Origin of the sequence: Nocardia farcinica, assembly GCF_001182745.1 — a bacterium.
Lineage (GTDB): Bacteria > Actinomycetota > Actinomycetes > Mycobacteriales > Mycobacteriaceae > Nocardia > Nocardia farcinica.
Genome location: NZ_LN868938.1, coordinates 3,353,756 through 3,380,589, shown reverse-complemented (window position 1 = coordinate 3,380,589; position 26,834 = coordinate 3,353,756). Strand labels below are relative to the sequence as shown.

The 26,834-nt window shown below is 70.0% G+C and carries 17 protein-coding genes and 1 pseudogene; 5 read left to right on the top strand and 13 right to left on the bottom strand.

Translation table 11 applies throughout. The annotated features are described in order from the left end of the window. Nucleotides 1–37: 37 nt before the first annotated feature. Nucleotides 38–1,525: a type VII secretion protein EccB gene (eccB, locus tag AMO33_RS16010; RefSeq protein WP_011207377.1), complete on the top strand. Its 1,488-nt coding sequence runs from the start codon at nt 38–40 to the stop codon at nt 1,523–1,525. A 4-nt stretch (nt 1,526–1,529) separates the two neighbouring features. Here eccB and AMO33_RS16005 read toward each other — a convergent pair whose 3' ends face one another. The 3 genes and pseudogenes from AMO33_RS16005 to eccD form a co-directional block, all read right to left on the bottom strand. Then, entirely contained in the window at nt 1,530–2,324 is a 795-nt protein-coding gene (locus tag AMO33_RS16005; RefSeq protein ID WP_060593103.1) for a potassium channel family protein, read from the bottom strand. A 93-nt stretch (nt 2,325–2,417) separates the two neighbouring features. Then, nucleotides 2,418–3,784, bottom strand: a pseudogene (mycP, locus tag AMO33_RS16000) (type VII secretion-associated serine protease mycosin). A gap of 41 nt (nt 3,785–3,825) precedes the next feature. Further along, nucleotides 3,826–5,292 carry a type VII secretion integral membrane protein EccD gene (gene eccD / locus AMO33_RS15995; RefSeq protein ID WP_060593102.1) on the bottom strand — a complete coding sequence of 489 codons (1,467 nt, stop codon included), beginning with the start codon at nt 5,290–5,292 and terminating at the stop codon, nt 3,826–3,828. A 174-nt stretch (nt 5,293–5,466) separates the two neighbouring features. Between eccD and eccCa the strand changes: the two genes are divergently transcribed. Then, entirely contained in the window at nt 5,467–9,507 is a 4,041-nt protein-coding gene (gene eccCa, locus AMO33_RS15990; protein ID WP_060593101.1) for a type VII secretion protein EccCa, read from the top strand. Next, entirely contained in the window at nt 9,507–10,958 is a 1,452-nt protein-coding gene (locus AMO33_RS15985; RefSeq protein WP_060593100.1) for a type VII secretion-associated protein, read from the top strand. The genes eccCa and AMO33_RS15985 overlap by 1 nt, the downstream gene beginning before the upstream one ends. 100 nt (nt 10,959–11,058) lie before the next feature. Here AMO33_RS15985 and AMO33_RS15980 read toward each other — a convergent pair whose 3' ends face one another. The 9 genes from AMO33_RS15980 to AMO33_RS15940 all read right to left on the bottom strand — a co-directional run bounded on the left by AMO33_RS15980 (nt 11,059) and on the right by AMO33_RS15940 (nt 21,136). Next, nucleotides 11,059–11,349: a WXG100 family type VII secretion target gene (locus AMO33_RS15980; RefSeq protein WP_011207383.1), complete on the bottom strand. Its 291-nt coding sequence runs from the start codon at nt 11,347–11,349 to the stop codon at nt 11,059–11,061. A gap of 35 nt (nt 11,350–11,384) precedes the next feature. After that, complete coding sequence (locus tag AMO33_RS15975) at nt 11,385–11,720, bottom strand: WXG100 family type VII secretion target (protein ID WP_011207384.1); 336 nt, start codon at nt 11,718–11,720, stop codon at nt 11,385–11,387. 372 nt (nt 11,721–12,092) lie between these two features. Beyond that, entirely contained in the window at nt 12,093–13,673 is a 1,581-nt protein-coding gene (locus tag AMO33_RS15970) for a serine/threonine-protein kinase (RefSeq protein ID WP_060593099.1), read from the bottom strand. An 88-nt stretch (nt 13,674–13,761) separates the two neighbouring features. Further along, nucleotides 13,762–14,955: a DUF7373 family lipoprotein gene (locus AMO33_RS15965; protein WP_139337522.1), complete on the bottom strand. Its 1,194-nt coding sequence runs from the start codon at nt 14,953–14,955 to the stop codon at nt 13,762–13,764. A gap of 5 nt (nt 14,956–14,960) precedes the next feature. Beyond that, nucleotides 14,961–16,130, bottom strand: coding sequence for a DUF7373 family lipoprotein (locus tag AMO33_RS15960; RefSeq protein WP_106427479.1), 1,170 nt, complete (start codon nt 16,128–16,130; stop codon nt 14,961–14,963). A gap of 59 nt (nt 16,131–16,189) precedes the next feature. Next, on the bottom strand, nt 16,190–17,386 hold the full coding sequence (locus AMO33_RS15955) for a DUF7373 family lipoprotein (protein WP_060593097.1): 1,197 nt from the start codon (nt 17,384–17,386) through the stop codon (nt 16,190–16,192). 31 nt (nt 17,387–17,417) lie between these two features. After that, a complete protein-coding gene (locus AMO33_RS15950) occupies nt 17,418–18,563 on the bottom strand; it encodes a DUF7373 family lipoprotein (RefSeq protein ID WP_159005508.1) in 1,146 nt (381 codons plus the stop codon). 71 nt (nt 18,564–18,634) lie between these two features. Further along, nucleotides 18,635–19,846, bottom strand: a complete 1,212-nt coding sequence (locus tag AMO33_RS15945) for a DUF7373 family lipoprotein (RefSeq protein WP_076573631.1) — start codon at nt 19,844–19,846, stop codon at nt 18,635–18,637. Nucleotides 19,847–19,930: 84 nt separating this feature from the next. Beyond that, a complete protein-coding gene (locus tag AMO33_RS15940) occupies nt 19,931–21,136 on the bottom strand; it encodes a DUF7373 family lipoprotein (protein ID WP_060593094.1) in 1,206 nt (401 codons plus the stop codon). A 143-nt stretch (nt 21,137–21,279) separates the two neighbouring features. Here AMO33_RS15940 and AMO33_RS15935 point away from each other — a divergent pair, with 143 nt between their 5' ends. Beyond that, entirely contained in the window at nt 21,280–22,599 is a 1,320-nt protein-coding gene (locus AMO33_RS15935) for an FHA domain-containing protein (RefSeq protein ID WP_076573629.1), read from the top strand. 10 nt (nt 22,600–22,609) lie between these two features. On the opposite strand, the gene AMO33_RS15930 is transcribed toward AMO33_RS15935, so the two are convergent. Then, nucleotides 22,610–24,049, bottom strand: a complete 1,440-nt coding sequence (locus tag AMO33_RS15930) for a neutral zinc metallopeptidase (RefSeq protein ID WP_060593093.1) — start codon at nt 24,047–24,049, stop codon at nt 22,610–22,612. A gap of 108 nt (nt 24,050–24,157) precedes the next feature. Between AMO33_RS15930 and AMO33_RS15925 the strand changes: the two genes are divergently transcribed. Continuing rightward, on the top strand, nt 24,158–26,737 hold the full coding sequence (locus AMO33_RS15925; RefSeq protein WP_060593092.1) for an FHA domain-containing protein: 2,580 nt from the start codon (nt 24,158–24,160) through the stop codon (nt 26,735–26,737). Nucleotides 26,738–26,834: the final 97 nt, after the last annotated feature.

Genomic DNA, 26,834 nt, shown 5'->3' with positions numbered 1-26,834 from the left:
TGTTCGGCGGACGTGAGCACTGTTCGGGGGAGGAACCATGCCTTCAAAGCCCACCACTCGCTGGCAGGTGAGCGGCTATCGCTTCCTGGTGCGCCGGATGGAACACGCGCTGGTCCGCCGGGACGTCCGGATGCTGCACGACCCGATGCGCTCGCAGTCGCGCGCGTACGCCGTCGGCCTGGTGCTCGGCTGCGTGGTGCTGGCCGGTTGCGGCATTCTCGCGCTGCTGCGCCCGCAGGACAAGATCGGCGACAACGTCCTGCTCATCGGTAAGGAATCCGGTGGTGTCTACGTGGTCATCGACGGCGTGGTGCATCCCGCGCTCAACCTCGCCTCGGCCCGGCTGGCCTCCGGTGATTCCGGAAAAGCGGTGATCGTCAAGGAATCCGAACTCGGCAAGAAGCCGCGCGGGCAACTCATCGGCATCCCCGGTGCGCCCGCCGCCCTGCGCTACGACAAGGACGGCAAGGGCAGGCCGTGGTCGGTCTGCGACGTGCTGAAGGTCGACGGCAGCAAGGATCTCACCACCTCGGTGCTCGCCGGTGACCTGGAGCTGGGGGAGAAGGCCTCGGTACTCGGCGCGGACCAGGCGCTACTGGTGAAGGTCAAGGAACAGGCCTACCTCGTCTACGACAACAGCCGCGCGCGGGTGGACATGTCCGACCGCAAGGTCACCGACGCACTCGGCATCACCGGCATGACGCCGCGCCCGGTCGGTGAGGGGCTGCTCAACGCGATTCCCGAAGTGCTGCCGATCATTCCGCCCAAGATCAACGACCCGGGCGCGAGCGTGAGCTACCAGATCGGCGGCCACCGGGTCGGCGACGTGGTGCAGGTGGCGACCGAACCGGACAAGGACTACGTCGTGCTGCAGGACGGTCTGCAGCCGGTCACCAAGCTGACCGCCGACATCATCCGCAACACCTACCGGTCCTCGGCGACCAGCACCCACATCGACCAGACCGACCGGGTCAGCGCGCCGGTGGCCGCGTCGCTGCCCGTCGACACCTACCCCGAACGCCAGCCCTCGATCGTCGAGGTGAAGGACCGGCCGATCAGCTGCCTGTCCTGGAAGCCGATCCCGGCCGCCGCCGACAACAGCGACGGCGGCAGGCGCGCCGAACTGTCGGTGATCACCGGTGTCGCGCTGCCCATCCCGGACAACGCCAAGCTGGTGCCGCTGGCCCAGGCCGACGGTTCCGGCGCCAACGCCGACTCGGTGTACGTGCCGCCGGGCACCGGCGCGTTCGTGCAGACCACCGGAATCGAGCCGGACAGCAGCCGCAAGGACTCGCTGTTCTATGTCGCCGACACCGGCGTGCGCTACGGCATCAAGAACGCCGACGCGCAGAAGGCGCTCGGCCTCGACAGTGAATCCGGGGTGAAGCCGGAGCCCGCGCCGTGGCCGATCGTCGGGCTGCTCGCGGGCGGTCCCACCCTCGGCCGGGAAGAGGCGATGGTCGCCCACGACGGTGTCGCGCCGGACCCGTCCCCGGCCAAACAGCAGGTGGGTAAGCAGAATTGAGCGTTCAGGCGCGGTCGAGGGCCCCCGGCGGATCGACCGCGCCGTCGTTCCCGGCGCCGGGCGACGACCGCGCGTCGCGCAGGGCCGCCACTTCCGCCCGCAGCTCCTTCAGCTCGACGAGCAGCCCGCCGATCTCGCGGTCGGTGCGCTCCTGGCTGGCCTCGACCGTCTTCAGCTGGTCCATCACCCAGCTGGTCGCCGTGCCGATCGCGAAGCTGATCAGGCCGATGCCGAAGGTCATCAGGATCAGCGAGACCAGTCGCCCCTCGGCGGTCACCGGGTAGATGTCGCCATAGCCCACAGTCGTCACGGTGACGGCAGCCCACCACAGGGCGTCGCCGTAGCTGTCGATCTTGCTGTCGCTCGCGCCGTACTCGGCGTCGAAGAACGCCAGGCTGCCCAGCAGCAGGATCAGCACCGAACTGGCGCCGACGAACACCGCGAGCCGGGGCCGGGTGATGGAGCTGCGCTGGAAGGTTCCGAGCAGCAGCAGCGCGGCGCGCAGCAACCGCAGCGGCCGGAACGGCGGTACGACGACGATCAGCAGATCGAGCGGGTGGGTGCGGACGAACCGCAGCCGATCGGTCGACAGATAGGTCCGGATCAGGAAGTCGGCCGCGAACAACGCCCAGATCACCACGTCTATCCAGGTCAGCCAGGCATCCAGGCGCGGTGACGCACCGGTGTCGAGCACGTGCCAGGCGTAGACGGCGATGAACACGACCGCCAGCACCAGCATCGGCACGTTCGTCGCGCGCTCCCACGCCTGCCTGCGGGTCAACTCGGGAGATTCGGTCATGGGCTCACCTGCGTCGGGGGATGACCTGGGGTTATCGCCCGGGCCGCCGCAGACGCTACGCTCCCGGCCGCCGCCGTGCGACCGGAAACGCGGCTACATGTCGTCGCCGGAGACGCCGAAGCGGCGGCGGATCGGGAACGAGGCGAGATAGCCGAGCACCAGCGCCCCCGCGATCACGCCGCTGCCGATCAACGCGACATTGCGGGGGGTGTTGTTCGGCGGCGGGGGCGGCGCGGGCACCGCGAGCTGCCTGCTCTTGGCCGGGGTGGGCCGCTTGGGTGGCAGCTCACCGGGCACGGCGTTGGTCAGCGCCGCGATGGGGTCGACGGCGCCGTAGCCGATATAGGGATTCCAGCCCTCGGCGGGCGCATGCGCAGTCGCCTGGATACGCTTGATCACCTCGAGCGCGCTCAGCTCCGGGAACCGGGCGCGCACCAGGGCGGCCACCCCGGCGACGATCGGTGTCGCGAAGCTGGTGCCACTGACCGCGCCCTGCTGTCCGCGCTGGTCGACCACACCGATCGCGGTGCCGGTGCCCCGCGGATCGAGCGAGACCATGTTCTCCCCGGAGGCCGCGACCCCCAGCCAGGGGCCGGGGATGGTGAAGCTCGACGGCGCGCCGTTGGCGTCGATCGAGCCGACCGAGAGCACATAGTCGTCCCAGCGCGCCGGGCTGATGTTGTAGGTGACCTTGCTCCACGGGTCGGCGGTCGGGTCGAGCGGGTCGATGACCTGGTTCTCGCCCTTGCACTTGTCGTCCTTGTTCCCGGCCGCCACCACGACCACGACGTCCTTCTCGATCGCGGCGTAGTGCAGGGCCGCGCCGACCTTGTTGTCGGCGTCGGGGCTGCCCGTGCCACACCAGACCTCGGAAATGTTGATCACGGTGGCGCCGAGGTCGGCGGCGCGCACGATGGCCGAGGCCATCGTGTTGAGGTTGCCGTAGCTGTCGGGGAACTCGTCGGGTGCCTTCTCCGCCGAGCGACCCTCCTTCTGGTACATCTTGCTGGTCTGGCGGATGGTGATGATCTGCGCTTCCGGCGCCACCCCGCGAAGCCCTGGCCCTCCACTTGGGAGGCGGCGATGATGCCCGCGACCAGGGTGCCGTGGCCGTCGCAGTCCTCGGTGCCGTCGCCCGAGTTCGCCACGAAATCGCCGCCTGCCTCCAGACCGGGGAGCCGCGGGTGCCGGGCGACACCGGTGTCGATCACCGCGACACGCTGGCCCGCGCCCTTGGAGAACTTCCAGGCCCGCTCGAGATCCAACGCGCGCTGGGCCTCCGGAATGGTCGGGCCGTCGCCGCCGGTGAGGATGTCGGCGCAGGCCGAGTTGGCGGGGCGCTCGGTCTTCTCCGGCGGCGCCGCGGGATCACCGGGCGGTTTGAGCCCCGGATTCACCGCGGGTGGCCGATCCGCGTGCGCCACACCGGCGTTCGCGCCGATTCCGAAGGACGCGCTCATGCCGAGCGTCACCGCCGCGGCGGCGACGCGCCACCGCTGCCTCACAGCCCGCGGACGAGGGAGTAGAGCGAGGTCACCCAGAACACCAGCGGCAGCACCGCCGCCACGAACGCGTACTCGAGCAGTTCCACGCCGCGGCGCATCGGTGGGGTCGCCGACTGGTTCGGGATGATGATGCCCAGGATCAGCGCGGCCACCAGCATCAGCATGGTCGCACCGAAGACCGCCAGCGGGATCTCCATGGTGAAGGCCGCGCCGACCAGCATGATCAGCACGATCGCCGCACCGCCCGCGATGAGTACCACGGCCTGTTCGGCGCCCGCGTAGGTGCGGCTGCGGAACATCAGCACCACCGCGCAGACCAGGGCCAGCGCGATGCCCTGCCAGTACGGGTCGTCGGCCTGCGGGTCGGTGGCCGCCAGCGCGCCGGCGGCGGTGACCAGTGTGGTCGCCGCGACCAGCCCGGCCAGATACATCCTGGCCCGTTCGGATTTCACGCGCAGCGCCTCCATGGTCGGCAGCGCGCGGTGATCGTCCGGGTCGTCCTCGGTAGGGTCGATCGGGGTGCCGGGCGAGGGCACCGGCGGCAGCGGCAGCTTCGCGAGCAACATCGACAGCCGCGGCGCCAGCGAGAGCCCCGCCAGCCCCAGCGCGGCCGCGACCGCGCCGATCGCCCGGAGCGGCTGATCGGTCAGCAGGCCGACGAGCGCCGCCGGTGCCAGATACACCGCCACCGCGGCCGTGCCGATGAAAAGCGCCAGGCCGACGCCGGTCACGCGCCAGGCCAGGATCGCGGTCGCGCCCAGCAGGGTGCCGCCCAGCAGCAGATGCGCCCAGCCGTAATGATCGGGCACATAGAGCATTCCGGCGGTGAACGCCGCGGGCAACGCGCATCCGCCCAGCACCAGCGCGGTCGCGGTGTCGCCGTACATCCGGCTCAGCACCATGCCCGCGACCACGAGCAGGATCACCACGGCCAGCGCGATCGAACCGCTCACCCACTCGGGCATCGCGGCGGGCGAGGCCAGCAGGCCGAGGCAGCCGACCAGCATCGTCACCGCGGCGAGCACCGAGCCGGTCAGCCGCGCGGTCTTGGGGGTCCACCCGCGGAAGTGGTCGGCGTCGGCGATCGCGACGTTGTACATGATGTCGTCGAACAGCGGTGTCGGCGCGGTGTGCGAGGCGCTCTCCAGCATGAGCAGCTCACCGTCGCGCACGCCGTGCTCACCGAGGCTGAGCGAATTGGAGAAGGGCGGATGCCCGATCCGGGCGAGCACCCACTCGGCAGGCTCGAAGCGTTCGCCCTCGTTGTCGAAGTCGTTGCTGCGGCTGTGCTGGGCGACCATGTCCACGACGCTCGGAATCACCAGGGCGACCGGGACATCGACCGGAATGGCCATGTCCACCTGCGTGTGCTTGGCCAGAATCGTCACCCGGGCCAGGTCCGGCGCACGAACGATGCCGCGCGAGGAGTCTTCGTCGATGTGGTCAAGTCGCGCGTGCGTCAAGATTCCCCCAACCTGGTGTTCTACCTCGGATTTCCGCTGACCCGCGCGCGTGGGGGCGAGTTTGCGAACCCTGACGTCCGGGCAGCAGAATGCAGGTCGAACTGTACGACATGTCGGCGTCGGCCTCTACACTGAGCCCGAAGTCGCCGCATGCGAAGAGGGGGAATCTCGTCGATGAGCACTGTCCGGTTCCAGCGCCGTGCGCGCCGGGAGATGCCCCGAACTCCGGGCGGTGAGGTCACCCTCCAGCCGCCGCCCGAGATCCCCCGCGTCACACCGGGCAACCTGCTCATGAAGATGATGCCGGTCGTCATGATCATCGGCATGGTGGGCATGATGGCGCTGCTGTTCACCCAGGGCAGCGGCATCGCGTCCAATCCGATGACCTTGATGTTCCCGGTCATGATGCTGTTCTCGATGGTCACCATGTTCGCCGGGCAGGGCGGGGGCAAGGGACAGAAGGCCGCCGAGGCGAACGAGGACCGCAAGGACTACCTGCGCTACCTGGACCAGGTGCGCAAGGACGTCGACGAGACCGCGCGGCAGCAGCGCGCCTCCGTGGAATGGAGTCATCCGGAGCCGGGCCTGATCTGGATGCTGGCCGGCACCAGCCGCATGTGGGAGCGGCGCGCGGGGGACAAGGACTTCTGCCATGCCCGCATCGGCATCGGTCCGCAGCGCCTGGCGACCCGGCTGGTGGCGCCGGAGACCGGCCCGGTGGAGGAACTCGAACCCATCGCGGCGGTCTCGCTGCGCCGCTTCGTCCGCGCGCACTCCACGGTGCCCGACCTGCCCACCGCCATCGCGGTGAAGGGCTTCGCGACCATCGCCCTCGACGGTGACCGAGCCCAGGCGCGCGACATGGTGCGCGCGATGTTGTTGCAGCTGTGCATGTTCCAGGGCCCCGACCAGGTGCTGGTCGCGATCGTGTGCGGTCCCGACACGGCCCGCGAGTGGGAGTGGACCAAGTGGCTGCCGCACACCCAGCACCCGGACGCGCAGGACGGCATCGGCACCCAGCGGATGTTCTACGGGTCGATCCGGGAGGCCACCGCGAGCCTGCACCCGCTGCTGGGCAATCGCGTCAGGTACTCGCGTAACCAGCCCGCCAACCCCGGCCTGGTGCAGGTCGTCATCGTCGTGGACGGCGGCCTGCTCGAAGCCGAGGAAGACCAGCTGCGCGAGTCCGGCTACGAGGGCGTCACCATCATCGACCTGTGCGGATACGCGCCGCGGCTGGCCGTCTCGCGCGGCATCAAGATGGTCATCGAGGACGGTGAGTGCGTCGGCCGCGGCGCCACCGGCAACCTGGAGCGCTTCGCCGCCATCGACCGCATCAGCATCGAGCAGGCCCAACAGGCCGCGCGCAGGCTCGCGCCGTACCGCGCCGCGACTCAGCGCAGCAGCGATGTGGAGGCCGAGGACACCGAGGTCATCTCCTCGTGGGCCCAGCTGATGAACCTTGGCGACATCGGCACCTTCAATCCCGAGAGCGCCTGGCGGCCGCGCTACGGGCGGGAGCGGCTGCGCGTGCCGTTCGGTGTCGGCGCCGACGGCCTGCCCATCGAACTCGACATCAAGGAGGCCGCCGAGAACGGCATGGGCCCGCACGGCCTGTGCATCGGCGCCACCGGCTCCGGTAAGTCGGAGTTCCTGCGCACGTTGGTGCTGAGCCTGCTGGCGACGCACTCGCCCGACCAGCTCAACCTGGTGCTGGTCGACTTCAAGGGTGGCGCCACCTTCCTCGGCCTCGAGGGTGTGCCGCACGTCGCGGCGGTCATCACCAACCTCGAGGAGGAGGCCGACCTCGTCGACCGGATGAAGGACGCGCTGGCCGGCGAGATGAACCGCCGCCAGGAGGTGCTGCGCCAAGCCGGCAACTTCGCCAACGTCTCCGAATACGAGAAGGCCCGCGCCGCGGGCGCCGATCTCGATCCGCTGCCCGCGCTGTTCGTCGTCCTCGACGAGTTCTCCGAACTGCTCACCCAGCACCCGGATTTCGCGGAGCTGTTCGTGATGATCGGCCGCCTCGGCCGCTCGCTGCACGTGCATCTGCTGCTGGCTTCGCAGCGGCTGGAGGAAGGCAAGCTCAAGGGCCTGGAGAGCCACCTGTCCTACCGGATCGGCCTGAAGACGTTCTCCGCCAACGAGTCCCGTCAGGTGCTCGGTGTCCCCGACGCCTACAACCTGCCCAACAGCCCCGGTGGCGGCTACCTCAAGTCCGACTCGGGCGAGATCCAGCGCTTCCAGGCCGCCTACGTGTCCGGGCCCTACGTCGGCGGCGGTTCCCAGCGGGAGGTCACCCAGGCCGGTGTCGCCGGTGGCGAAATCGACGTCAAGGCACGGCCTTTCACCGCGCACCACGTCGACTTCCGGCCGATCGACCGGGTGCCGCTGCCCACCCAGGCGGCCGACGAGCCCGAGGAGCACGGCGAGGACGGCGAGCAGATCTCCAACCTGAACATGCTGGTCTCGCGGATCCGCGGCCACGGCCGTCCCGCGCACGAGATCTGGCTGCCGCCGCTGGACGAGGCGCCCACCCTCGACCAGCTCATCCCGCGCTCCATCCTCACCGGCGACTACTCGCCGATGGCGACGTTGCGCGCACCCATCGGCATCGTGGACCGGCCCTACGATCAGCGGCGTGACCCGCTGGTGGTCGACCTGTCCGGCTCGCGCGGCAACGTCGCGGTGGTCGGCGGCCCGCAGTCCGGCAAGTCGACCGCGCTGCGCACGCTGATCATGGCCATGTCGATGACCCACACCGCCGAGCAGGTGCAGTTCTACTGCCTCGACTTCGGTGGTGGCACGCTGGCCAGTCTGGAGGGGCTGCCGCACGTCGGCTCGGTGGCCAGCCGGCTCGACGAGGACAAGGTGCGCCGCACCGTCGCGGAGATGACCACCATCGTGCGCCAGCGCGAGGCCAGGTTCCGCCAGCTCGGCATCGAATCGATGGCCGAGTTCCGCAGGCTGCGATCGATGGATCCGGCGAGCAGTCCGGCCGCCGCCGGGGCGCACGAGGACCCGTTCGGAGACGTGTTCCTGGTGATCGACGGCTTCGGTTCCATCCGCCAGGATTTCGACCCGCTCGAACAGCCGATCATGAACCTCGCCGTGCAGGGCCTGTCCTACGGCGTGCACGTCGTGATCGCGCTGGCCCGCTGGGCCGAGGCGCGGCCCGCGCTCAAGGACCAGATCGGCACCCGCATCGAGCTGCGCCTGGGTGATCCGATGGACTCCGACCTCGGCCGCAAGTTCGCGGCACTGGTGCCGATGGGCAGGCCGGGCCGCGGTATGACCCCCGACTGCCTGCACATGCTCACCGGCCTGCCGCGCATCGACGGCAGCGCCGACCCGGACACCCTGGGCCAGGCCGTGGCCGACGCGGTCGCCACCATCGCCCGGCTCACCCCGGGCAGGCCCGCGCCCGCGGCCCGCATGCTCCCCGAGGTGCTGCCGCGCGAGCAACTGCTGCACCTGGCGGGCAACTGGCCTTCGCAGCTCACCGCGGGGGTCAAGAACATGCGAATCCCCATCGGCATCAACGAATCCGAACTCGCGCCGGTGTACATCGACTTCAACGAGAGCCCGCACTTCATCATCATCGGCGACACCGAGTCGGGCAAGACGACGCTGTTGCGCTCGATCATCGAGGGCATCGCCGCCGCCAACTCGCCGAACGAGGCCCGCTTCATCCTCGGCGACTACCGCCGCAGCATGCTCGGCCTGGTGCCCGACGGTTACCTGGCCGGCTACGGCTCCACCGCACCGCAGTTCACCAAGAACATGAACGACCTGGCCGCCTATGTCGCCCAGCGCACCCCCGGCACCGACGTGACGCCGCAGCAGCTGCGCGAGCGGTCCTGGTGGAGCGGCCCGGAGCTGTACGTCATCGTCGACGACTACGACCTGGTCGCCACCTCGATGGGCAACCCCGTCTCGGCGCTGCTCGAACATCTCCCGCACGCTCGCGATCTCGGCTTCCACCTCATCGTGGCCCGCCGCGCCGGTGGCGCCAGCCGCGCGATGTACGAGTCGACGATGGCGCGGATGAAGGATCTGGGCTCGGCCGGCCTGATCATGAGCTGCCCCAAGGACGAGGGCGTGCTCATGGGCACCGTCCGCCCGAGCCCGCTGCCGCCCGGCCGCGGCACCTACATCACCCGGAACGCGCAGGAGTTGATCCAGCTGGCCTGGATGCCGGCGGCCGAGTGATGTCCGCGGTCGATCTGGTCCTCACCGACACCAGGATCTGGGCCCGCGGTCCGGCCACCCACTGGGACGGCGCACCCACGGTGGTGCTCGGCAGCGACGGCGGCCTGGTGGTCGGTGCCCCGTTCAGCCCGCCGGACCAGGTCAGCTCGGCCGTGCAGTTCGTCGATGCCGAACGGATCGCCCTGCCGCCGCGCATCCCGGCCGTCGCCGAGGCGCTAACCGCGCTGTTCGGCACGGTACTGGGCCATCTCGGGCTCACCGCCCCCTGCGAGCGGATCACCGTCGTCTGCCCGACCGAATGGGGTGCACGTCGCCGCGGGGTGATCGCCGCGGCGGCGCGCCGCTACACCGACGACGTCGCGTTCGAGGAACTCGCGGTGCGGGCCGTCGCCACCGACGACGGCACCCTGCGCGCCCGCCGGATCGTTGTACTGGAATTCGGCTCCCTCACCACCACGGCCTCCGTCGTCGCCCGCACCCACCAGGGCATCCACGTCGAATCCTGCGAATACGAGCCGGATCTCGCCGCCGCCGACCTCGATGTCGACCCGTTCGCCGCCGAAGGTCTCACCGCCCTGCTGCGCCGTCTCCTCGACGGCGGCCGCGCCGACGTCGTCCAGGTCTTCGGCACCGCCGACCCGGCCACCGTGGACCTGGTCGACGGCATTGTCCGCGACATATGCGGCGCGGAAACAGAATTGCGCCCCGTCTCCGGCGTCGACCTCGTCCGCGGCCCCACCCCGCCACCGTCCTACCGTCCCGACCCGGTCCGCGCCATGCCCGACACCGAATGGCTGCAACCCCTGCGCCAGCGGGCCGCCGCCCACACCCCGCGCCGCCCCGGCACCGCCTATCTCGGCGCCGCCGCGGCCGCCGTCGTCCTCGCCGCCGCCGCGATCGGCGCCTTCCTCGTCCTGGGCGGGAGCGACGACCCCTCGGCCGCCACCGCGGCAGCCCCGACATCCCCCGCACACTCGGTCCCGGCCACCACGCCGGCCACCACCACCGCGCCGCCGACGCCGCGAACCACCATCCCCCGAGAAGCGTTCGGCCCCATCACCTTCCAGGTCCCCGAAGGCTGGCGCATCACCACACCCACCCGATCGGGCAACCGCCTCGACCTCACCCCCGAGGACGGCGCCCGCCTGCGCCTGACCCTCGTCCACACCCCCGTCGACCCCGCCGCCGGCTACACCCGCATCGCCGCCGACCTCGAAGCCCAGATGGCACAGAAACCCTCCCTGAGCGACCTGCGCCGCGACGTCGTCTTCGCCGGCCGCCCAGGACTCTCCTACATCGAACGCCCCGACGGGGGCTCCACCGTGCACTGGCACGTCCTCGTGGAACACGGCACCCAGGTGAGCATCGGCTGCCAGTACGCCGGAGACGGGTGGGAGCGGGTGGAATCGGCGTGCGAGAGGTTCGCGGAGTCGATCGACGTGCGGGGGTAGGGGGCGAGCTATCGGCCGAGCAGCATTCGGAAACCTCGGTGATACCAAAATTCGAGCCCCGGGCGGTGCGCCCGGGGCTCGAATTCCGTGGGGTACAACCTCAGAAGAGGTTGGCCAGCGCGGAGTCGGTGCTCTGCAACTCGGAGTTGCCACTGCTCACCAGCTGACCGGCACCGGCCAGGGTGGTGTTGAGCTGGTCGACATTCTGCTGCCAGGTGCGCTGCAGCTGCGCGAAGGCCTCGTTCGTCGCACCCTTCCAGTTGGTGGTGACGAATTCCTCGACCTTCTTGTGAAAGGCCTCGAGTTCGTCCCGAATGCCCTCGGCGCGCTTGATGATCTGCCGGGCGCCGTCCTCGACGCCGGCGAAATTGGCGGAGATTTGCTGCGACATTGTTCAGGCTCCTTTTAAGTCCGAATCTGCGGAGATTACACCGGGGGCAGATCCAGGCTCGACACCTGAGCCTGCACCTTGGAGGCGAAATCCGTGTCCTGATCGGCGAACGACGAACCGGCCTTGATGAGCTTCTCCGACGTCTCCATCAGCTTGTCGTTCAGCTTGTCGGCCTGGAAGTAGTAGCGCTCCATGAACGCGTTGAACGCGTCGCGCGCCTGGCCCTTCCAGTTGGCCCCGTTGGTGACGGCGTCCTCGTCCGCCTTCAGGGTCCGGATGGCCGCCATCAGGTTGGCGTGCTGCTCCTGGAACTCCTTCGCCTTCTGGGCGATCAGCTCGGGGCTGGCATCAAGACTGCCTGCTTCAGCCATTGCGGCTCCTCCTGTTTGTGTTCACGGTCAACGTAGTAGGTGCCCAGCTGACCTGTTCATATGGTTTGACGCGGTCCGCGCTCGATCGGTTCCATCGACTTGGGTGGAACTCCGACGGAGTTTTCCTGCGTCCGCACGCAATACCGACAGGCCGCACCGTGGACGGAGGGCCTTGACGAGATCCCCCCGGACATCTCGGACCGCGGTGCCGTCACGTCGGTCGCCGCCAGCGCTCGTTCCCCTCCTTCCCCCTGCTCGGCACACTTGAACCGGCGAGTGGGCTGGCTTGGATCACCCTAACCCAACCGGTTGTGTCGGCGCTAGCAGGGAACGGCACGACCGCGCAGGTCGGCGGCGGTTCGGGCGTGTCAGCTACTCGGTGACGGTCTTGGCGATCACCGGCACCATCTTGTCGACCAGGACCTGCGGCGACTGGTCGGTCCAGACCTGGAAGGCCTGCACGGTGGCGAGATCGTCGATCACCACGATCTGTGCCGAACTGGCCATCAACGCGTTCGGAAGTCCGCGCAAGCCACCGTTGCCCGCCTCGCGATCCGAGCGCAGCACGATCACCACTTCGGAGTCGATTTCGGTGGAGTAGCCGCTCACCGAGAGCGGACGTGGGGATTTCTCGTCACCGACCGCCTTGTATTTCGCGCTGTACTGAAAGCCGATGTCCTGCAGGAACTTCGCCTGGGAACTCGGGGTCAACACGGCCGAGAGCGTGGCGTCGCCGAAATTGAACGCGGTCACCGTCTTCCCGCTGAACTGCGGATAGTGCGTGCGGACCGCGGCGACCGGGTCACCGCCACCGGCGGCCGCGTCGGGACGGGTGAGAAAATAGGTGCCCGCGGCGACAGCGGTGGCGACCACGAGCGCAAGGATCGCGGGCAGGAGCAGGCGGCGCGCACGGGGCCGCCTCGGGCGCCCGTTGCGCAGCGTGTCGATCAGGTGCTGATCGGTCTGCTCGTAGGGCGAGACCGACGGACCGAACGGGCCGGGGGACGGCTGGGCCACGGTCGCCAGCTGCGGCTCGGAGGGATAGCGCGACAACGGCATCCGTGGATCGGTGCCACCCGGTGTCCGGCTGGGCGCCTGCGGCACCGGTCTGCCGTACAGCGCGGCCTCGGCGTCCTGCACGAACTCGCGGCAACTGGCGTAGCGGTCGGCCGGATTCTTGGCGAGCACCTTCGCCATCACCGCGTCCAGCGCCGGTGGCAACCCGGGCCTCGCCGCGCTCGGCTTGGGTGGCGCCTCGTGCAGGTGGCCCATCATCACGACGGCGGGCACCGTCGACGGGTAGGGGTTCTGCCCGGTGAGCATGCGATAGAACGAGCAGCCGAGGCTGTAGATGTCGGACCGGTGATCGAGGCGCTCGCCGAGGAGTTGCTCCGGCGAGGCGTAGGCGACCGTCGCCATGAAATTGCCGGTCGCGGTCAGGTCCTGCCCGTCTTCGGCGGATTTCGCGACACCGAAATCGGTGAGCAGCACCCGCTCCTCGTCATCGCCGTCCACGGCGGACAACAGGAAGTTGGCGGGTTTGACGTCGCGGTGCAGCAGGCCGCGCCGGTGCGCGTAGTCGAGGCCCTTGCCGACTTCGGAGACGATGCGCAGCGCACGCTGTGGCGTCATCACCGACGGTCCCTTGGCCGCTTCCTCCGCGGCGTCGGTGCCGTCGACGTACTGCATCGCGATCCAGAGCTGACCGTCCTCCTCACCGCGGTTGTAGACCGCGACGATGTTCGGGTGGTCGAGTCCGGCGGCGAGATTCGCCTCCCGCTCGAACCGCGCGCGGAACTCGTCGTCGGTGGACAGATCCGCGCTGAGCACCTTGAGCGCGTCCCGGCGCGGCAGGATCGGATTCTGCGCCAGATACACCGTGCCCATGCCGCCGCTGCCCAGAACCTGGATCACCCGGTAGCCGCCCACGATCGCGCCGGGCCGCAACGCCATCCGATCCTCCCTCATCGATGTCCGTCGGCCGGACACGAGCCTTGCAGCAATCTAGCAAGCCCGGCCCGGGTATTCGACCGGCGCGGTGTCAGGATGCGGCCAGGATCTTGTATTGCGCGGCGGTCTGTTGGTACACGTGCTGCTGGTTGTCACCGGTGAGTACCGCGACGAATCGGTCGTAGCCGAGATAGCAGACCGGGGGATAACGCGTGGCGGAGTCCTTCGGATCCTTGCGGTCGTGGCACCGGACGCCGGGCATGTGCGGCGGGCTGTCCATCGGGGCGTAGTGCGCCGAGTCCTCGTCGGCGAGCGCGGCGACGAGCCGTTCGGCCGCGGCAGCGTCGGCGGTGCGGTAGAGGGTGGCTCCGGAGACGGCGACGAGATCGACACCCGCGTCGGCGTAGGCGGCCTTGGCCCTGGTGGGGAAGTGCGACGAGTGCAACCACGCCTGCCGGGTCAGCACCATCGACGGATCGGTAGCCCGGGTGAACTGAGTCGCGTCCTCCAGCGGCAGCGTGCGCCGCAGCATCTGTTCGGCGTCCACGGGCAGGGTGGCGAATTGGTCCACGGAAGTCGGTGTATAGCGGTTCAGGCCGTTCAGCATCTCGGTGAAGGCCCGTCCGGCCAGCGCCGCCTGCGGAGCGCTGTCGGGAGGTTCGGTGACGGGGTCCTCGACCCGGACCAGCAGCAGCATGCCCTCGCGCGCGAGCTGGGCGTTCAGCTGCCGGTTCGACACCGACCAGGTCGCGGTGGCGTCGCCGAAGCCGGGTACGGCCACGGGATCACCGGGTGTCCGCGAGTGCAGCCGCTCCGCGAGTCGCCGCCCGGCCGTCTGCGCCGCGGCCTGCGACTCGAAACGCAGCGCGAACATCTCCAGGGCACTGCCGAGCCCGGGCCGTTCCCGGCGTTGCCCCCTGGTGTTCCAGCCGGCGACCAGGCCCTCGGTCAGCTCGGTGAACTCGGCGAGATCGGCGAAGGTCGAAACGTCGGGTGGAACCTTCACCGGGGTGATGCGCCGGTCCACGTACACGGTCGGCCGGAACGCGAACTTGCCGTCGATGTCGGCCGCCAACGGCAAGGCCGCGCCGAGGCGAGCGGCTTCGAGCATGGCGCCGGTGTATTCGGTCTTGGCGGTTTCGGCGTCGCGCGGGACGGTCGGATAGTTCCCCGAATCGACCTGTGCCAGGTCGTATCGCGAGGCGGCGTGGTCGGGGTCGCTCGTGCACGCGGTGAGTCCGGTGAGCGCGGCGGCGGCCACGCAGAGCAGGGTGCGGATACGCATGCGGTTCACTCGCTTTCGGCCAGGATCGCGTACTGTGCCGCGGCCCGCTCGTACAGTCCCTGGTCGATGCGGGAGGACGCGGGGAAGCGGCTGACGACCACGGCGACATAGCGCCCGTGGACCACCACGCACAGTCCGTCGTAGTGGCGCACCGGGTCGCGGTCATCCAGGCGCAGGCAGCGAGCGTCCACCAGGCCCGGTGGCGGCGGCAGTTCCTCGTCGTTGCGTCCCGGGGCGGCGAGCACGGATTGCAGCCGGAACGCGCCCGCCAGATCCCGGGCGCGGTACACCACGCCCGCGCGCCTGCCCACCAGGTCGACGCCGCTCTCCTCGAAGGCGCGGCGCACCCGCGCGGGGTCGCGCTCGAAATGCAGCTGCCCGGCCGGGGTGAAGGCACCGAAGTCGTCGTCGCCGAAGAACGGGTCGGTCGAGGCCGTCGAGGTGGGCAGGGCCCGGCGCATGATGCCGTCGGGATCGGCCGGTATGTCGAGCAGATCGTCCATCGGCACCGGCTGCTGCCGATCCAACCGCGCCGTCTGCAGGTCGAGGGTGGTATCGATCATCGCGGCGAGCGCCCCCGGATCGGGCTGTGGCACCGCAGCGTTGACCATGATCACATACGCGCCGTGTGCCAGGAAGGAGACGGCCGTGATGTCGTCGGCCGAGGAGGTGCGGGCGTCCGGGCGATCGGGCACGGCGATCGGATGCCGGTCCGGTGCGTCGTGGGTGATCTGGTCGAACTCCGCCGCCGCCTGCCTGCTCGCGGCATCGGTCGGGAATCGCAGGACCGAGATGATCAGCTTCTTGCGGCTGCGCAGGTCACCGTTGGTGCGTGACACGTACACCCCGGCGATCAGATTGTTGTGGTCGGCGGCGGGCTGGTACTGCGGCGGGAAGGTCTCCGACTGGGCCATCGACTGGCCGTTCCAGAAGAACGCGAGATCGCCGAGCGTATCGATCTCCGGGTCGACCTCGTCGGAGTGCACCAGGTGGCCGAGCATGCGGCGTGCTTCGATCAGGCGGATGTCCGGGACACCGTCGATGCTCGGTTCGTAGGCGGTCGGTTCCGGCCGGTAAGGACCGGTTTCCAAGGTGGAGAGGTCCACGGCGGTCAGGCCCGGCTGTGCGGTCCCGGCAACGGTAGAGGCGCAGCCGACCGCACACGCGGTGACCATCGCGGCCAGTGTTGTTCGCCGCACTCGTCGCAGCAGATTCATGGTTCCCCCCGAGCCCATCACTTCGCGGTCAACAGTACATACTGTGCCGCCATCTTCTGGTGCAGGTCCCGCAGGTTCCGGCCGTATGCCTGCACGACGTAGCGGTCGACCTGGAACATGCAGATGTTCATGTCGAGGGTGCTGGACTCTGCCGACGGCGAGTCCAGCAGGCATTCGACATGGTCGCCCAACCCGTCGGGCGCGTCGACCAGGGTCTGATCGGGGTCGAGATGGGTCGAGAACTGCCAGTCGCGCCACAGCTGGGTGGCGCCGGCCGCCGTCTTGCTGCGGAAGACCACGGCGTCACCGAAGGACATCAGGTCCACTTCGGCCCGGTCCAGTTCGGCCAGCAGTTCGGCGCCGCCGTCCATGAGGGTCACCGCGCCGCGGCGGGTGTAGACGCCGTCCGGCTCGGCGCGCGGCGGCCGGTTCGCGTCGCTGGGTAGCGTGCGTCCGAGCAGCCCGGTCGGATCGAGCGGAATCTTCGCCAACTGGTCGGGCGGAGTGGGTTCGAACTCGTCGAGCAGCGGGATCTGGACGTCGAGGATGCGTTCGACGTGGCCGACCAGGTTCGGCAGATCCGGCGGTACCAGGTTGTCGTCCACCTTGACGAACACGACGTAGCGGTCATGCACCGTCCAGGAGCCGAGCGACGAGACCCCGGGCCGCCAATGTGCCGTGGTGGTCGGGTATTTCGTGATGGGGACCGGTTGATTGTCGATGTTGTAGGTGAAGTCGTCGTGTTCGAGCGCTGGACCGACGCGTTGTGCGGTGGCGGCGTCGGGGAACATCAGCACGGCGATGCTCAGCGTCCGGCGCGGCGCCTCCGGCGGGCCGCCGGTCGACCAGGAATTCACCCAGCCGGCCACCAGGTCTTCGGCCACGTCGTCGAAGGTGTCGTTGATGACGAGACTGCCGAGCGCTTTGCGGTTGAGCACGATGTGCGGATTGACGAACCAGGCGTCCTGCACGTAGCTCGGATCGGCTTCGAAGGGCAGCGCGACGTAATCGGCCAGCCGTAGGGCTTCGACGCTGCGGGCCTGCTTGTCGTTCTTGGCGTTGCCGAGCACTTGCGGCTCGACCCGGTAGTTGCCGGCGTCCACGGTCGACGGATCGGTCGTCACTCGGACGGGGGTGCCGGTCACTGCGGAACCGCAGGCTGTCAGGGCCACGGCGCAGCCGAGGGCGAGCAGGATGGCCTTCGCGGACCTCACGGGCGTCGTTCCTTTCCGGGCGGGGGAGTGCTCACAGGTCTGCCATGAGCAGGTACTGGGCGGCGAGGCGTTGGGTCAGGTCCTGGGGTTGGGTGGAGCCGACCAGGGCGACGTAGCGGCCGCGGACGAGGTAGCACTGGGTGACGCCGCCGGGGTCCTGGCTGGAGACGGGGCGTTCGGTCAGGCAGGTGGCGGGTGGGCCGCCGGTGGGCGGCTCGGCGGGATCCATGTCGTCGGACTGGTGGGTCACCAGGGCGCCGGCGAGCCGTTCGGCGGCGTCGGCGTCGGCGGCGCGGAACAGGACCGTGCTGCCGCGGGCGACGACGTCGACACCGGCGTCGGTGAACGCGCGGGCCATCAGGTCGGGGCGTTTGACCATGTGCAGGAACACCCGTGCCGGGTAGACGCCGGTGGGGTCGTCGTAGCTGTTGGCGCCGTAGGGCAGGGTGCGGGCCAGCATGCCGTCGGTGTCGGCGGGCAGGGTGTCGAGCCGGTCGGGCGGCGTGGGCCGGTACTCGGCGAGCATCGCGATCTGGCGGTCGATCACGGCGCGGGCGGTGTCCAGCAGTGGCGCGGTGTCGGGTGGGGTGGCCAGGCCGTCGGAGACGTAGGTCCACAGCAGGTACTCGTCGTGGACGGTGTAGGACTGCACCGCGTCGTACATGGTGTGATAGGTCCGCTCGGTCTCGTGGCCGGGTAGATCGAGCGGGCCCTTGGGCGGGTATTTCGCGTTCGCGGCGTCGGCCAGCTTGTTCATCGCCTGGATCGCCTGTTCGCCGGTGGTGAAGCGCAGCACCGCCAGGGTGACGTCCAGGCCAAGCGCGGTCGCGGCGCGGCGTGCGGCGCCGGTGCGCCATCCGGCGATCAGGCCGGGCAGGCGTTCGTTGAAGTTCTCCAGGTAGCTGACACCGCCGCTGGCCAGTGGCGGGTGCTGCGCGGTGAGGTGCGCGGTGTTGTAGCCGCGGCCGAAGACCAGCTTGCTGTTGATGTCCATCAGCAGCGGCACGTGCTCGGCCAGGCGGATCGATTCCTGGAGTGTGCCGGTGGCCGGGGTGCGGGTGGCGTCGATGTCGCGCGGGGAGGTGGGATAGTTGCCCGGGTCGAGGGCGAGGTCGGGTGCGTCCGGTTCGGTGGCGCCGGTGCAGGCGCTGGTCGCGGTCAGGAGCAGCAGGGTCACCACCGCCGCGCGCCACCGGCGCCGGCGTGCGGGGGGATTCGGCCGGCGTGCAGAGGGAATCAATGGCACGGTCACTCGCTTTTCGCCAGGATCGAGTACTGGGCGGCGGCCCGCTGGTACAGGCCCGCGTCGAAGGTCATCCGGGCGGATTCGACGACCGCCACGTAGCGGCCACGCACCAGCGCGCACTTGTAGGTCGAGCTGCGGACCGGGTCGCGGTCGTCGATCTTCCAGCAGCGGGCGTCGGTGAGGCCGGGCGGCGGGTCGATTTCCTCGTCGTAGCGGCCGAGCCGGGCCAGCGCCGTCTGCAACAGGAAGGCCGACTGCAGATCTGCCGTGCGGTACACCACGCCGCTGTACTGTCCGACCAGGTCCACCCCGGCCCGTTCGAAGACCGGGCGCAGCGCGGCGGCGTCGCGCTCGAAGTGCAACCGGGCGGCGGGGGAGAGCGCGCCGACGAACTGGCGCGGCAGGTCGGAGTATTCACCGTCGCCGGGCGGCAGGGTGCGGCGCATGATTCCGTCGGGATCGGCAGGCAGATCCAGGATCTCGTCGACCGGGACCACGGGGGTCTTGTCGATGCGGTCGTACTGCAGGGTCACCAGTTTGCCGATCCGGTCGCCGAGCCCGCCCGGGTCCGGCGCGGGCAAGGTCACCATGCTGAGCAGGGTGAAGGGGCCGCGCGCGGCGAACAGGAAGCCCTTCTTGTCGTCGGCGGTGAGGAACTCCAGGCCGCTGTGTCCCGGCACCGGTACCCGGCGCCCGCCGGGCACGAGTTCGGCCATGGTCGTGGCGAGTTCGGCGGCGGCGGTGCGGGCCGCGGCGTCGGACGGGAAGCGCAGCAGCGAGTGCAGGGTGTTGCGGATGGTGCGCGGGGTGTTGTTCGAGCGGGTGGTCGTGACGCCGGCCAGCAGGAAGTTGCGGTCCATCACCGGTTTGAACGCGGCGGGATAGATGCCGAGCGGCGGCTCGCCGAACAGGCTGTCGAGCGATTCCACCACGCGCAGCTCGTCGAGATGGTCCATCTCCGGGTCCACCTCGTCGGGGGAGACGAGGAAGCCGAGCATGCGCCGGGCTTCGATCCGGAAGACGTCCATCTTGGTGGAGACCTCCGACTCGTAGTCGACCGGTTCACCGGGGTAGGGGCCCAGATTCAGCGCGGTGAGCTCGACCGGCGCCATCCCGGCCTGCGGCAGGCCGGGCACGGTCTGCCCGCATCCGGCCACGGCGGCGACCACGACGACGAAGCCCGCGGCGCGACGCACCCAGTGTCTGCCCGGCACAGAGCATCCCCCCTCGCTGTTCTTGCTCGGCCCCGCGCATCCTACGACAGGACGCGCATCCGGGCACTCCGCGTCACCGGCGCATCACAGGCTGTTGGCGAACAGCGCGTACTGCGCGGCCACCTTCTGCCGCACGTCGGGTTCCTTGTCGCTGGTGACGATGCCGACGTAGCGCTTGTAGGGCACGTAGCAGCGGTACTTGTATTCGCGTTCGAGGTCGCCTCTGTCGTTGAGCTGCAGGCATTTCGCGCCGGGCACGTCCTTGGGGGCGTCGATCGGATCGAATTGCTCGCCCGCGGTGTCGATCATGCCGTCGATCAGGCGGGGTGCGGCCTCGGCGTCGCGGACCCGGGTCACCGAGCCCGCGTCGACGACGGCGATCTTGTCGGCGCCGGTCTGTTCGACCAGGCGCAGGGTGGCGGATTCGTCGTCGGAGACGTGCACGGCGTGGTTGGGGCCGTAGATCGCGAAGTCGGCCGGATCGGGTTCCCGGTCGGTGCGGTCGGCGACGACGACGCGCGCGAGCAGGCCGTCCGGGTCGACTTTCAGGGTGTCGAGCCGGTCGACCGGGGTGGGCTGGAAGCGGTCGAGGGCGGGCAGCTGCGCGTCGAGGGTCTTGTCGATCCACTTCACCAGGTCGGTGCTGTCGGCGCGGGGGCGCTGGATGAACAGCGACACGACGAACTGGCGGTGCGCGATGAAGGCGCCGACGTTGGCGATGCCGGGCCGCCAGTGGATATAGGCATCGGGGTATTTCGTGGAGCCGAGCCGCTGATTCTCCGGCGAGACACCGATGTCGGCGTCCTCGAGTTCGCGGGCGGCGAGCTTGGCGGTGGCCTCGTCGGGGAAGCGCAGCACCACGTCGGTGACGGCGGTGGTGTCGGGCGCGGGGCGGGTCTCGCCGGCAGGGTCGGGCTCGTCGGCGCCGCTGGCCGCGAAGCCGGTGACGAGTTTCCGGTTGTCCAGCACGGGTTTGGACACCTTGGCGAGGAAGTCGAGCGCGTGCTCGCTGTCGGTGAGCACGGTGCTGCCGCGGCCGAACTTCAGCGACGGGTCGATGGTCACCGTCGGCACCACGGCCTCCGACATGCGCATGCCTTCCAGCAGCGCGCCCTTGCCCGCGGAGTTCTGGTCGTAGGAGTGCCGGGTGACCGGATAGGTACCGACCTCGAGGCGGCGGACATCGGGTTCTGCCGGTAGCGCGGTGCCGCTCACCGCACCGCACCCGGCGAGCGTCGCCGCTGCCGCCACCCACGCCACGATCGTCGCGATGCGCGAAGTCCGAACCATGACAGGCCCCTCGTTCCTCCCGTACGTGCTGATGAAGTTACCGGACGGAGGGCAGGGAGAGCGAGGCATCGGTCCGGGAGGTGCAATACCCTGGTGCCCATGGCCAGCACCCCTGCCCCGACCGTCCGCGGAGGCCGATTCCGGTGAAGGATCGGCAGGTCGAGGTGGTCGCGGGCGGTCATGCGGTGGCGCGGGTTTCGGGGGCGCTGCTGGTGGTGGCCCACCGCGGTGCGGCACCGCTGACACCGGCGTCGCCCGCGGCGCTGGCGCTCACCGACCTGGCGGAGTTGGTGCGCGAGGCGCAGCGCCATCGGCCGGACGGGCCGGGCGCCCTGGTCGCCAGGGAGGCGACCCGCTGGCTGATGAAGCGCGCCGAACGCATCAGCCCCGGCGTGCCCATCGATTTCGGGATCGTCTCACCGGCCGAGCACGGCGGGCTCGCGGTGTTCCTGCACGGCGCGATCACCGCGGTGCTGGCCGGTGACGGCGGCGTGGAGCTGTTGCGCGGCAGCGATGCGGCGTTCACGGTGGACCGGGTGGCGCCGGTGCCCGCGCGGGCGGCCGCGTTGTTCGCCGACGACGCGCACGGCCGGGTGCCCGATCTCCCCGCGGCGCCGGGCATCGGATCGCTGGTGGAGGGCGTCGCGCAGGCGGGCGGGGCGATTCTGTGGACGGATGCCGCCCTCGCCGAGACGGCTCCCGCCGGCCGGGGCGCCGAGCCCGCGCCGGTGCCGACGGCGCGCATCGACCGTGAACCACGGGCGTACGCGCCCACCGAGCGCGACCTGGCACCCGCCACCGGTGCCCAGGAACAGGTGCCCGGCCGCACCGAGACGCAGGCCTCGACCTCGATGCTGGACTCGGTCGAGGAGCAGCACCCGGACCGGCACGCCGCGCACACGCTGGCCGGTACCAACCCGGCTCCGCGCCCCGATCCCGACCTGCAGCGCAGGCTGGAGGCGACCGCGAAGGCGACGGCGCTGACGGTGAAGGTGCTCGGATTCAAATGCGCCCGAGCGCATCCCAGCGACCCGCGCTCGGCGTTCTGCACCGTGTGCGGCATGCCGGTCGACCAGACCCAGGCGTTGATCGAGGTGGTGCGCCCGCCGCTGGGCATGCTGGTGCTCGACGACGGGATGACCTACATGCTGGCGGCCGACGCGGTGCTCGGCCGCGACCCGGAACATTCCGATGCCGCGCAGCGTGGCCTCGTCCCGTTGAAGGTGGACGACGCCTCGGGCGGGATGTCGCGCGCGCACGCCGAGATCCGGCTGGTCAACTGGGATGTGACGGTGGTCGACCGGGGTTCCACCAACGGCACCAGGACGCGGTTGCCCGGCTACCGGGACTGGGTGCGCCTGAACCCGGGGCAGCCGATGATCCTGGTGCCCGGTGCCGAGGTGATGCTCGGCAACCGGGTGCTGCGGTTCGAGCCGATCGCCCCGCCGCCGTTCGGCGGGTGAGGGTGTCCGGTCAGGAGTAGCGCGACATGCAGGTGTTCTCGCCGTAGAGCACGCCGGCACGGAAGGCGTCGACCCGGGAGAAGCCGCTGGGCACGGTCTTGCCCTGCACGTCGCTGGCGGCCAGCCCGTCGGTGAGCAGGCCAGAGACCGCCTCGTCCAGGTCGCCCGCCGCCAGTGAGATGTTACCTTGGGAGCGTTGCCGATTCGGGTCGGCCAGCTTGCCGGTGACCACGCCGGCCAGGCAGGCGGCGCGCAGGCCGGTCTTGGCGCCGGTGAGCGATTGACCGTGGCTGTGCTGTACCGCCAGCGTGTAGCGGGCGATGAAGACGACGTAGCCGTTGTAGTCGCCGGTCACCTTCAGCGGCAGTGGATCGGTCTCGTCGACGTCGGCGGTGCCGCGTTCGGCCAGCAGTGGGATGTCGGTGGCGATGGTGTTGTCGCTGGGACAGTAGGAGACCGGTGCGGTGGTGACGCCGTCGCGGCAATCGATCCCGGCGCCGGAGTAGACGTAGGTCGGGCTGTCGGGCACCGGCAGGATCGCGGCCAGCGCCTTGCTGAGCTCGATCAGGCTCTCCTTGTCGATCGGGTACTCGCCGTCGGTGCCGCCCAGCGTCTGCGGGAGGTTGCCGCGGCGCTGGTTGATCTCGTCGATATCGATGTTCTTGCAGGCCTGCGGGCCGTCTGTGAAGCCGATCTGCACGGCGGTCACCCGCTCGAAGGCCGAGCCGTGCACGCTCTCCGGGTCGTCGGGGTCGGAGTCGCGGATCGCGACGGTGGCGGCCAGCACCGAATTCAGGCCGTCGGAGGTGTTGATGGTGAAGTGTGCCGACTTGCCTTCGGCCACATGGCGGATGAACGCGCCGGCGAAGCAGTCGGCCTGCTGCTCCTTGACGATCACCGGATCCTTCGGATCGACGATCTCGGCCTGGTCCTGGATGGCGTGGCCGTATTCGTGGGCCAGCACCATCACCACGGCCATCTGACCGAAGGTCTCGGCCATGGTGGGCAGCAGCACCGCCCGGTCCCAGCCGATCGAGGTGTCCAGCCGGCAGTAGGCCGCGTTCACCAGCCGGTAGGTCGACTCCTTGCAGAACTCCGCGGCGTCGGCTCGGCTCTCCTTCGCGCTCCAGGAGACCAGCCGTTCGACCGGGGTGAATTCGCCGCCGAAGGCGCGCGGGTATTCGGTGCGCCAGTAGGACTGGATGTCGTCGACGGCGTTGAGGGCGAGGGTGTCGATCTCTCCGCCGTCGCCGTCGATCGCGGTGAGGGTGCTGTCCGGGACGCCCGAACGCGGTCCGCTCGGCCCGCTCGTGGTGGGCAGGCCCGCCACCTTGAACGGGTCGTCGTAGACCGAGACCGCCCGGCCGTCCACCTCACGGGTGCATCCGGTGAGCAGGGCGATCGCGCACACGGCGACCGTGAGGAAGACCCTCGCTCGGAGTTTCGCCAAGGCTCCCCCTCATCGGCCCGTTACGGTGGTCGGATCAGTGCCCGGATCGGGGCGAAAGGCGCATCACGGGCACCTCCGATGTCCGGTTGATGGCATAGTATCCGCTGCATGTCTTCACCGGGGGCGCAGACCATCACCGTGCGCCATGATGGAACCGAACGGGTCTTCGATTCGAGCCAGTTGGTCACCCTGGGCCGTGCGCCGGAGGTGACGCTGTTCGTCGACAGCCCGTTGGTGTCGCGGGTGCACGCGACGTTGACCTGGCAGGGGAGCGGCTGGGTCCTGACCGACAACGGAAGTACGAACGGCGTTTTCGTCGACGCGCGCCGGCTCACCCAGCCGGTCTCGATCGACCGGCCGACGCAGGTGCGGCTGGGCGACGCGATCAACGGCCCGCTGCTGCATCTGCTGCCCGCGGCGCCCGCCCAGCGGCCGCACCCGCCGCAGGGATCACCGCCGCAGGGGGCACCGCAGCAGGGGACACCGCAGCACCATCCGCCGCAACGGCCCAGCTATCAGCGTCCGCCGACGCCGCCGTACCAGCCGCCGCACGCCGCTGCGCGTCCGGGCGCGGCCGCGTCCGGACCTCAGCAGGCGGCACCGCCACCGACCGGTGCGGCGCCCGCGCGCCCGACTCCGCCACCGGCGTCCCAGCAGCAACCCAACGTCAACATGACCACCAAGGCCGATACCTCGGCCCTGCCGCCGCTGCGCGCCCGCGCGTCCACCGCCGCGATCGCCCGCGCCGACCGGCTGCCGCCGGGCGGGCTGGCGATCGGCCGTACCACCGACAACCAGATCGTCGTCAACGACCCGCTGGCCTCGCGCAAGCACGCGCGGCTGGTGGCGGGCCGCGAGGGCCTCACCATCGAGGACCTCGGCTCGGCCAACGGCACCTTCGTCAACGGCACCCGGCAGCAGCGCGCGGTGCTGCGCGAAGGCGACGTCATCACCATCGGCAACATCGACTTCGTCGTGCAACAGGGCACGCTGGTGCTGCGGCAGAAGCCGGTCGCCGAGCAGGGCCTGCACGTGCACGGCGTCGGCTTCACCGTCGAGGGCAACAAGCAACTGCTCGTCGATGTGAACATGCAGGCCGGCCGCGGCACACTGACCGCGCTGATCGGCCCCTCCGGCGCCGGCAAGTCGACGCTGTCCAAGCTCATCGCGGGCAGCACCCAGCCCTCCGGCGGCGTGGTGACCTTCGAGGGACGCAACCTGCACGCGGAGTACGAGGCGCTGCGGTCCCGCATCGGCATGGTGCCCCAGGACGACGTGCTGCACCGTCAGCTCACCGTGCGCCAGGCACTGGGCTACGCCGCCGAGCTGCGGCTGCCGCCGGACACCACCAAGGCCGACCGGCAGCAGGTCATCGACGGTGTGCTGCAGGAGCTCTCGCTCACCGAACACGCCGACACCCGGGTGGACCGGCTCTCCGGCGGCCAGCGCAAGCGCGCCTCGGTCGCGCTGGAGCTGCTGACCGGTCCGTCGCTGCTGATCCTCGACGAGCCGACCTCCGGCCTGGATCCGGCGCTGGACCGGCAGGTGATGGTGATGCTGCGCGAGCTCGCGGACGCGGGCCGCGTGGTCATCGTCGTCACCCACTCGGTGGCCTGCCTGGACATGTGCGATCAGGTGCTGCTGCTGGCGCCCGGCGGCAAGACCGCCTTCTGCGGGCATCCGGCCGGTGTCGGCGCGGCGCTGGGCACCAGCGACTGGGCCGAGATCTTCGCCAACGTCGCCGCCAATCCCGATCAGGCGTTCGCCGCCTACCGTTCGCGGCAGGCCGTCGCACCGCCGCCGCCTCCGCCGCCGCGTTACGGTCCCGCCGGTTCGCCGCCGCAGACCAGCTCGATCAAGCAGTTCTCCACGCTGGCCCGCAGGCAGCTGCGGCTGATCGTCTCCGACCGGGTGTACTCGCTGTCGCTGTTGCTGATGCCGATCATCGTCGGCGCGGTCACGCTGGCGACGCCGGGCAAGAACGGCTTCCAGCCGCCGCCGCTGGTGCAGACCCCCGAGGGCATCGGGCCCGCGGTGAGCGGTGAGGCGCAGACCCTGCTGTCGTTCCTGGTGATCGGCGCCTGCTTCATGGGCATCTCGCTGAGCGTGCGCGACCTGGTCGGCGAGCGGACCATCTTCCTGCGCGAGCGCGCGGTGGGGTTGTCCTCGACCGCCTACCTGCTCGCCAAGATCCTGGTGTTCAGCCTCGCCGCGGTGTACCAGGTCGCGGTGATGCTGGCGATCGTGCTGGTCGGCAAGAACGGGCCTCGCGCGGGCGTGGTGATCCCGCCCGGCGCCGTCGAGCTCTTCGTCGACATCACCCTGCTCGCGGTGTGCAGCGTCGTGCTCGGCCTGCTGATCTCCTCGCTGGTCAAGTCCAACGAGCAGGTGATGGTGGTGCTGGTGATCGCGATCATCGTGCAGCTGGTGATGATGGGCAGCTTCATCCCGGTGACCGGACGGCCCGGCCTGGAACAGGTGTCGTGGCTGTTCCCGTCGCGCTGGGGATTCGCGGCCAGCGCCTCGACCGTGGACCTGACCACGCTGTTCGTCAAGGCCGAGCAGGACACGCTGTGGCAGCACACCGTGCAGTGGTGGGTGATCGACGTGTCGGTGCTGGCCGCCATCGCGCTGGTGCTGGCGTTGTTCACCCGGCGCAACCTCCGGCTGAAGAAGTCCGCGACGTGAGCGTCCCGGCCCGCCGCCCGCGCGCCCGGCACCCGATCGCGCGCGCCTCGCGCACGCACCAGGCACACTTATGCCTGTGACGGTGCGAGTAGGGGCG

What these genes read in the sequence shown, in the direction of transcription:
- AMO33_RS15975 (WP_011207384.1), bottom strand. Translation starts at nt 11,720, where the DNA reads ATGGCTGAAGCAGGCAGTCTTGATGCCAGCCCCGAGCTGATCGCCCAG.
- AMO33_RS15940 (WP_060593094.1), bottom strand. Translation starts at nt 21,136, where the DNA reads ATGGTTCGGACTTCGCGCATCGCGACGATCGTGGCGTGGGTGGCGGCA.
- AMO33_RS15960 (WP_106427479.1), bottom strand. Translation starts at nt 16,130, where the DNA reads ATGGTCACCGCGTGTGCGGTCGGCTGCGCCTCTACCGTTGCCGGGACC.
- AMO33_RS15985 (WP_060593100.1), top strand. Translation starts at nt 9,507, where the DNA reads ATGTCCGCGGTCGATCTGGTCCTCACCGACACCAGGATCTGGGCCCGC.
- eccCa (WP_060593101.1), top strand. Translation starts at nt 5,467, where the DNA reads ATGAGCACTGTCCGGTTCCAGCGCCGTGCGCGCCGGGAGATGCCCCGA.
- AMO33_RS16005 (WP_060593103.1), bottom strand. Translation starts at nt 2,324, where the DNA reads ATGACCGAATCTCCCGAGTTGACCCGCAGGCAGGCGTGGGAGCGCGCG.
- AMO33_RS15965 (WP_139337522.1), bottom strand. Translation starts at nt 14,955, where the DNA reads ATGCGTATCCGCACCCTGCTCTGCGTGGCCGCCGCCGCGCTCACCGGA.
- AMO33_RS15970 (WP_060593099.1), bottom strand. Translation starts at nt 13,673, where the DNA reads ATGGCGTTGCGGCCCGGCGCGATCGTGGGCGGCTACCGGGTGATCCAG.
- AMO33_RS15980 (WP_011207383.1), bottom strand. Translation starts at nt 11,349, where the DNA reads ATGTCGCAGCAAATCTCCGCCAATTTCGCCGGCGTCGAGGACGGCGCC.
- eccB (WP_011207377.1), top strand. Translation starts at nt 38, where the DNA reads ATGCCTTCAAAGCCCACCACTCGCTGGCAGGTGAGCGGCTATCGCTTC.
- AMO33_RS15925 (WP_060593092.1), top strand. Translation starts at nt 24,158, where the DNA reads ATGTCTTCACCGGGGGCGCAGACCATCACCGTGCGCCATGATGGAACC.